This is a genomic window from Mycobacterium sp. UM_WGJ, assembly GCF_000455125.1.
Classification (GTDB): Bacteria; Actinomycetota; Actinomycetes; order Mycobacteriales; family Mycobacteriaceae; genus Mycobacterium.
Window position 1 is genome coordinate 1 of sequence record NZ_AUWR01000079.1, and the last position, 7,487, is coordinate 7,487.

Below are 7,487 nucleotides of genomic sequence, written 5' to 3' on the forward strand. Positions count from 1 at the left end.
TTGCCCTACCTCACTGTTTCTGATGAAAAGTTCGCCCGGTGAGTCTACGCGGGCGCCTCGGAATTGCCTGCAAACATCGTCGCGAAAACAACCGATGCGCGATCTCACCCAACTGCACCCGCTGCGCGCGACGTCGCGGCCGCTGATTCCGCTCAAAAGGATTCCAGCCTGGCCTCAAGGTCCGATGGGCGTAGCCAGTCATTGGCCCGCTTGGTCGGGATGCGAGTGGCCGCCGGCCATCGCAAGAGTCATTCTGGCGCCGCCGTCATCGGTCGACGAGACGATGCGAAGCGGACACGGCGACTCGTCCGCGCCGGAGCCCGATGCGGGAGAACTTCCCGGATCTTCACCATCGGCGTGGCAATTGCCTTGGAGCACTGTGGATTAGGCACTCCACGCAAGCCGATCCCGGCCTGACTCATGATCTCAGCGCCGCCCAGGCTCCATGGTGCACGGCGCCGCGGCAGACGGTCGGCATAGCGGACCTCATCGGTGGATCCAGGCCACTCATATCGCCGCCGAAGCCCCTGGGAAAGCTGGTGTAACCGTTTGCTCAACGCCCCGCCTCGCGGCGATATCCCGCTTCGCGCCCGACCCGATCTGCGGGCCGGAATGCGACCGGTTGCGGCAAGCTGAGCAATCACTGCATCATCGCCCCGGCGCCGGTGGGCGGCCTAACCGTCATGGCGTCTGCGCACGAACACCGCGGAGAATTATGGATAACCGGTTTTTCCCTTTGGTCGTCGTGACGGCCATGCTCGCACTGGGAATGACCCTCACCGTCGCCGACTTCAGGCGGGCCGCCGCATTGAAGCGCCCGCTCGCGGTCGCACTGATCAGCCAGGCAATCGTGCTGCCGACCGTCTGCCTGCTGATCGCCGAAGCGTTCAGCCTTCCGCCGAAGCTCGCGGTGGGACTCATGCTGATATCGGCGGTACCCGGCGGTCTGTTGGCCAATGTCTTCAGCCACTTGGTCAATGGCGACCTGGCGCTCAATCTCACGCTTACCGCGATCAACGCGGTGCTCTCCATCGCCTCCCTACCGGCGATCCTGGCATTCTCGACCGCCTGGTTCACCGGCGAGGGAAGGAGTATCCCGCTGCAGCTGGACAAGTTCGTCGCAGTGGTCGGTCTCGTGCTCATTCCCACTGCCATCGGCGTGGCCATTCGCGAACGTTTCCCCGAGCTGGCTCGCCGTTTGAAGCGGCCAGTCCGGGTCGCCGCGGCCACGCTGCTGGTCGCGATCTCCATAGCGGCGATCGCCGGAGGGCAGTCGACACTGCTCAGCAACCTCGGCGCCCTCACCGGCGCCATCGTGTCCTTCGCCACCATCAGCTTGGCCATCGGCTATCTCGTGCCGCGGTGGATGAAACTTGCTCCGCGGCAGGCGATTGCCATCAGCTTGGAAATCGGGATGCACAACGCGATGGTGGCCACGGCGATAGCGCTGAGCCCACAGCTGCTCGACAGCGCCGAAATCGGCACCGTACCGGCGCTGTACGGCGTAATCGCACCGGTTATCGCGCTGCTGCTCGTCGCCACCGTCCGTCGCTTCGACCCTGCTTACCGCTCGGACCGCCAGTCCGGCGCCCCTGAGCTGACAGCGCAGGCGCTGTCGTCCACGCCCGGCGATGATGCGTGCCCGGCGTCAGAAGCGGTGGCGAACTAGGCCGCCTCAAGGGCGCGAGCGCCGCATGGTCAGCCGAATTCCCTTCCGCACCGTGCGATCCGCAATGGCGCTCCAGAATCTTCTCGACAAACGTAGTCACTTGACTACCCGCGGTTCGTAATGAAAGGCGACACCGAGATGAGCCAACCCCAGCGCCCACCACAGGACGCGCCCAATGTCGTGGTGATTCTGCTCGACGACCTCGGGTTCGCCCAGTTCGGCTGCTACGGATCGGATATCTCGACGCCGACCATCGATCGCCTGGCGTCCGGAGGACTGCGCTACAACCGGTTTCACGTGACCGCCCTGTGCTCGCCGACTCGGGCGGCACTGTTGACCGGGCGCAACCACCACGCGGTCGGCATGGGTTTCCTGGCAGATCTACCCACCACGCATCCCGGCTACAGCGCGCACATTCCACGCTCGGCGGCAACGCTGCCACGGATTCTGCGGGACTCAGGCTGGAGCACGCTGGCGACCGGGAAATGGCATCTGGTGCCACGCGGGGAGCGTGGTGGCGCAGGGCCGTTCAGCCAGTGGCCGCTGGGGTTGGGATTCGAGCGGTACTACGGGTTTCTGCGCGGCGATGCCAATCAGTGGGCGCCGGAACTGGTTCGCGACAATTCGTTCGTCGAGCCACCGGCTCGGCCGGATGAGGGCTACCACTTGACCGAAGACCTCGCCGATGAAGCGATCCGGATGGTGCTGAGTCAACAGGCCAGCGCCCCAGGCAAGCCGTTCTTCCTGTATTTCACGCCGGGCGCCATGCATTCACCGCACCACGTGGAACGCTCCTGGGCAGATGCCTACGCGGGCAAATTCGACGCCGGATGGGATTCCTGGCGCGACGACTTGTTCGCTCGGCAGGTGAAATCTGGGGTCGTCCCGGCCAGTACGACCTTGACGCCACGGCCGCCATGGGTGCCGGCCTGGGAGGACCTGAGTGCCGACGAGCGCCGGCTGTACGCCCGGATGCACGAGGTATACGCCGGCTTCCTCAGCCATACCGACGCACAGATCGGCCGGTTGGTCGACACCCTTGAGCGCATCGGAGTACTCGATAACACCCTGATTCTGTTGATGTCCGACAACGGCGCCAGCGCCGAAGGCGGCGTGTCGGGCACGGTCAATGAGCACCGGTTCACCCATCGCGTGCGCGATGACCTCACCGAGAACCTGGAGCAGCTCGACGAGTGGGGCGGACCGCGCACCTATCCGCACTACGCGTGGGGTTGGGCGTGGGCTGGCAACACACCGTTTCGGCTGTGGAAGCGCTACACGTGGCTCGGAGGCACCCGGGTGCCGTTTATCGCGCACTGGCCCAGAACGATTCGTGAGGGCGGTGGGGTTCGGGGGCAGTTCGCCCACGCGATCGACGTCCTGCCGACGGTGCTCGACGCGTGCGGAGTCTCCGCCCCGGAGTTTGTGGACGGCATTGCACAGCAGCCCATCCAGGGCGCCAGCCTGCTGCCCTCCTTCACCGATCCCGGAGCACCCAATCCGCGTTCCGTGCAGTACTTCGAGATGATGGGTTCCCGGGCCATCTTCGCCGACGGCTGGAAAGCCACCACCGATCACGTTCCAGTCGGCGTGATGGACGAGGACCTGTTACTCACGGGCAGCCGCGACTTCGAGAGCGACCACTGGGCACTGTTCCGCCTCGACGAGGACTTCTCCGAGTCGCACGACCTCGCCGCGGACCATCCGGAGATCATCGAACAGCTCAAGGAGCAGTGGGCGAACGAAGCGGCAGCGAACAACGTTCTGCCACTGCTGGACTCACTCATCGGCCGACTGTCCGCTGCGGCATCGCCGCAGTATCCGGTCGGCCTGGAGGTCACGCTGTACCCGCAGGCCGGACCGGTGCTCGATGAAGCGCTGCCGATGCTGGCCGGCGGAGGTCACATCCTGGCCGACGTGGAGGTCGCACCGGACACGCCCCGTGGTGTGCTGTTCACCATCGGCGACCGCAACGGCGGGTTGGCCGCCTACGTCGTCGACGGCAGCCTGAACGTCGCGGTGGCGTTGCCCAGCGGACCGCTGCACCTGCGTTGCGAGCAGCGACTGCCCTCCGGGCGCCACCTCGTCGGTTGCGTACTGCGGCTGGTGTCCGGCGGTGTCGCCGTCGACGCCGTCGTGGACAACACCGTCATCGCAAGCACGACGACTGAACATTCGCTGCCGTTCATCTGGCAGCACGGTGGCACGCACCTCACCCTCGGCTACGACCGAGGCTTACCGGTCTCCGATGACTACCAGCCGCCGTTTGCCTGGAATGGCTCGCTGCATGCGGTCCATGTGCAGGCCGGGCAAGCCGAACTCGACCAGATCGACGCCCTGCGCATCGCCCTGCAGTCCGATTAGTCGCCGGCGAAGGCGAACTGGAAGCCGCTGAGGATTGCGTGCTTTTCACTCACGTAGTCCGGGGTACCGGGGTAGAAGGACTGAACGGTGACCACGGCAGCCCAGAGCTTGTCGGCGCTGTCCCGGCCCGCCACGATCAGGCAGGTTGCCTCGTGATCGGGCAGGCCCATGTCGTAGGTAAGCGTCGCGGCGGGGTAGCCGCAAACAGTGCTGGGGACGCGGTCAACAACGACGCCGATCTTGGATAACCCCGCGATCTCCCAATCGATTGCTTCCTGTGCAGTTCTGACTGCCCCGGTGAGGTTCTCCAGTGTCACAACGGCGTTCGGCTGGTTACGGTGGGCTTCAATGCCCGGGCCCTTCATCACCGCCCGAACTGCCGGCGGTCTCGGTGCGGGGTCCAAGGCCCAGCCGGGCGGTCGGGGCAGCGCCAGCCTGGGCTCGTCGGCAGTGCGGTGATCGAGTTCGGCGAGCGGCACCGCGCTGGGGCTGCATCTGCTCGACAACGAGCTGCCAAACGCCTCGCTCTCGAAGGGATGAGATGACTCGGGCTCATGGCCGCGGCGACTCACGATCAGGGCAGCGGCGATCAGGGCAGCGGCGATCAGGGCAATGGCCATAACGAGGGCGGCGGCAGCAACGGCCACTGGAAGCCATGGGCGTGCAGGCCGGTTGGCAGCGTCACTTGCCGGCTGCTCTGACGGATCCTCGAAGATCGGCCCTTGGCTGCCGGGTGTTTGGCTGTCCATCGGCAAAGAATAGCCATCCCCGGTTGCCTCCGGGCCAGGGCCGACCGGCTAGGTGGCCGCCGGCGGTATCGCGCGGTGGCACGCTTAAGTGGGGAATGCAGCCGTAGCGAACAGTGCACCTTTCTCGGTGATTCGGCTTCGGCATTCGGATTAAAAGGGCGAAGTCACCGAGGCATTCGACGGCCCGCCGCGGTCAAGGTCAGCTGCTGTTCAGCTCACGGTGACATCGGCCGGTGAACGCCGGTTGGTGCTGCTGGGCCAGCGGAGCCGTGTCAGCCAGTCGCGGGCCAGGACGGTATGGCCGTCGAGGCGTTGCACCGATGACGGGTGCAGGACCGCCAGCGACGCTCGTTGGAGCGCGGTCTCCTCATCATCCTGCGCACGAAGAACCAATCCCTTGGCCAAGGCCCCGTCGGTGGCCGCGGCCGCGATCGGCCCGTCCGGCTCCTCCAGGTACGACAACGCCGGGGCATACATTCCCAGCCGCGCAAGGGCACTGCCTAGGGCGACCTTGGCGGCGTGGGCGTACAAGTCGTCCAGCTCCGGGTCGTTGACGATCGGAGTCAGCAGCTTCACCACATCCGACCACCGTTCGGCGCGGTAGTGGATCACCGTGGCGACCCAGCGGGCATCACGGAATCCCGGTCGGCGCTCGGCGATCTCGGAGACAAGCCGGTACGCCTCTCCATACCGGCCTGCCGCGGTCAGCGCGCTGGCGTAGGCCAGCTGGAAGTCGTCGGGATCAGTGGCACGGAACTGTAGGTACAGACCGGAGTCGTAGTGGAAGCCCAGCGCACCGTGCTGCAGGTCGAGTTGCCGTTGCAGGGCACCCACCGACGGCTCGGTGCGCCAAACCGCCTCCAATACCCGTGCCGAGGTATCGCCGGCAGCGGCCAGTCCCACCCACGCATCGCATTGATCGTGGGCGACACGGGTCAGCGCTGCGAAGCCGGTGCGGGCCGCGGCCAGGTCGGCGGGCCGCTTCCGACCGTGGACCGCGATACCCAGCGCTCGACTGCAGGTGGCGAACCGGCTGACGATGTCGGCATCCACCTTGGTTGTGCGAGTACGTGCCTCCAGCACGCCCACGTCACGGTTATTCATCCTCGAATCACTTCCCACTCAAAGCTGTACGGCCCGAAACGATTGGTGGCTTACGCCACCGCTCGATGCTCTCCGATCACGGAGTACGCCGAAGCGTCGCCCTGGAGGACGCGACTGCGCTCACCGTGAACGCTGACCGGAATGTCGCCGGCAAGGGTGATCCGGTGCAACCGCCGGTGCGCCTGACCGAAATCGGAGACTCCGTAGTGCTGGGTGGACCGGTTGTCCCAGATCGCCAGGTCGCCCAGCTGCCAGTTCCACCGGATGGTGTTCTCCGGCCGAGTGATCCGCTCCTGGAAGAGCTGGAACAGCACACGCGACTCGGAGTGCTTGACATCCGCGATTCGTTGCACGAAGTTGCCCAACAGCAGAGAGCGTTCTCCGCTCTCGGGGTGCACCCGCACCACAGGGTGCTGCGTCTCGTACGTGGTGGAGTTGAACGTCTGGATGTACTGCTGAAACTCCTCGGATTGCAGAAGGTCTGCGTACTTCTCAAGCTGCTTGGAGTCCGTCAGGTCGAGCTGCGTGTAGTCGAAGGCGTTGCTGTGCACCGCCCAGAGCTCGTCCGCCAACCGGGCCAGCGGATTGGGCAGCTGCTCGTAGGCGGTAACCGTGTTGGCCCACAGCGTGGTTCCACCGTAGGGCGGCAGCTCTACGGCCCGAAGCAGTGACGCCTTGGGTGCCCGATCCACGAACGTGACGTCGGTGTGCCAGCTGTTCGCGGCGGTGCCGCCAAAGGAGTCGATCGGAAGAATGGCGCCCTCGCCCGGCAACAGCGGGTGGGGTGCCGTCGGCGTCCCCAGCAGCTGAGCGAACTCGAACTGGGCGACATCGTCCAAGTGGTGCTGGCCGCGGAAGAAGATCACCTTGTGAGCGACCAACGCGTCGTTGATCGCGGTGACGGTCTCGTTGTCCAGGTCACCGCCCAGCTGGACTCCATCGATCCGGGCGCCGATGTATTCACCGAGTTTCACGACGTCCAAATCGGAGCGGGTGGACAGCGATTGGGTGGACATGAGACTTCTCCTTTGTTGGTCTGGCTGGTTCATCAGAAGTTCGAGCCGAGGCGCGGATAGGAATCCAACACGTCAGCCTGCTTAATACGTTGCGGCAGAATTTTTTTCGGTCAGAGTGAGGGGTCAGCCCCAGCGGGCGGCTTCGGCGGTATCACGGGCGAGCATGCCCAAGGTGTTGGTCTCATGGGTGGTAGCCATCGCGTGATAGGCCCGCACCAACTCCTCCATCGCCTGATTCCACTGCGCCTGCCACGCCTGATACGTCATACCCGTATCGCCCTGCCACGCCGCCGACAACGCCGCCTGCTCACTGGCAATGTCAGCACCCACCGCCTGCAACGTGCCCGCATACCCGTTCATCTCAGCCGCATGGGCCAGCATCGCCGGGTAGTTGTACAGAATCTGTGACATCACAAAATCCCTTCTGGTCAGAATCCGGTGTAAGAGCTCGCCGCGGCCGCGTCGGCAGCCACGTAGGTGTTGCCCGCATCCGCCAGATTCACCTGCGCCATATCCAGCAACGCATTCACCCGCGCCGCCATCGCCACAAACCGGGCATGCGACCCTTGAAACGCCGCAGCCGCC

Annotated in this window: 5 protein-coding genes and 2 pseudogenes; 2 read left to right on the forward strand and 5 right to left on the reverse strand. The window is 65.2% G+C overall.

The genetic code is table 11. The annotated features are described in order from the left end of the window. Positions 1-715 precede the first annotated feature (715 nt). Positions 716-1,669, forward strand: coding sequence for a bile acid:sodium symporter family protein (locus tag N416_RS0119860; RefSeq protein WP_024443844.1), 954 nt, complete (start codon positions 716-718; stop codon positions 1,667-1,669). A 138-nt stretch (positions 1,670-1,807) separates the two neighbouring features. After that, on the forward strand, positions 1,808-4,033 hold the full coding sequence (locus N416_RS0119865; RefSeq protein ID WP_024443845.1) for an arylsulfatase: 2,226 nt from the start codon (positions 1,808-1,810) through the stop codon (positions 4,031-4,033). Here N416_RS0119865 and N416_RS21945 read toward each other — a convergent pair. From N416_RS21945 to N416_RS0119890, 5 genes and pseudogenes are all read right to left on the reverse strand, one after another. Beyond that, complete coding sequence (locus N416_RS21945) at positions 4,030-4,782, reverse strand: LpqN/LpqT family lipoprotein (RefSeq protein WP_081654640.1); 753 nt, start codon at positions 4,780-4,782, stop codon at positions 4,030-4,032. The genes N416_RS0119865 and N416_RS21945 overlap by 4 nt on opposite strands. Positions 4,783-5,094: 312 nt before the next feature. Then, positions 5,095-5,886: pseudogene (locus N416_RS0119875) on the reverse strand (type VII secretion AAA-ATPase EccA); the annotation flags it as partial. A 50-nt stretch (positions 5,887-5,936) separates the two neighbouring features. Then, positions 5,937-6,902, reverse strand: coding sequence for a TauD/TfdA family dioxygenase (locus N416_RS0119880; protein WP_036458725.1), 966 nt, complete (start codon positions 6,900-6,902; stop codon positions 5,937-5,939). Positions 6,903-7,025: 123 nt separating this feature from the next. Beyond that, on the reverse strand, positions 7,026-7,313 hold the full coding sequence (locus N416_RS0119885) for a WXG100 family type VII secretion target (protein WP_024443849.1): 288 nt from the start codon (positions 7,311-7,313) through the stop codon (positions 7,026-7,028). Between the two features lie 17 nt (positions 7,314-7,330). Then, positions 7,331-7,487, reverse strand: a pseudogene (locus N416_RS0119890) (type VII secretion protein EsxS); the annotation flags it as partial.

Excerpts from the sequence above, each read along its gene's own strand:
- N416_RS0119860 (WP_024443844.1), top strand. The coding sequence starts at position 716 with ATGGATAACCGGTTTTTCCCTTTGGTCGTCGTGACGGCCATGCTCGCA.
- N416_RS0119865 (WP_024443845.1), top strand. The coding sequence starts at position 1,808 with ATGAGCCAACCCCAGCGCCCACCACAGGACGCGCCCAATGTCGTGGTG.
- N416_RS21945 (WP_081654640.1), bottom strand. The coding sequence starts at position 4,782 with ATGGACAGCCAAACACCCGGCAGCCAAGGGCCGATCTTCGAGGATCCG.
- N416_RS0119880 (WP_036458725.1), bottom strand. The coding sequence starts at position 6,902 with ATGTCCACCCAATCGCTGTCCACCCGCTCCGATTTGGACGTCGTGAAA.
- N416_RS0119885 (WP_024443849.1), bottom strand. The coding sequence starts at position 7,313 with ATGTCACAGATTCTGTACAACTACCCGGCGATGCTGGCCCATGCGGCT.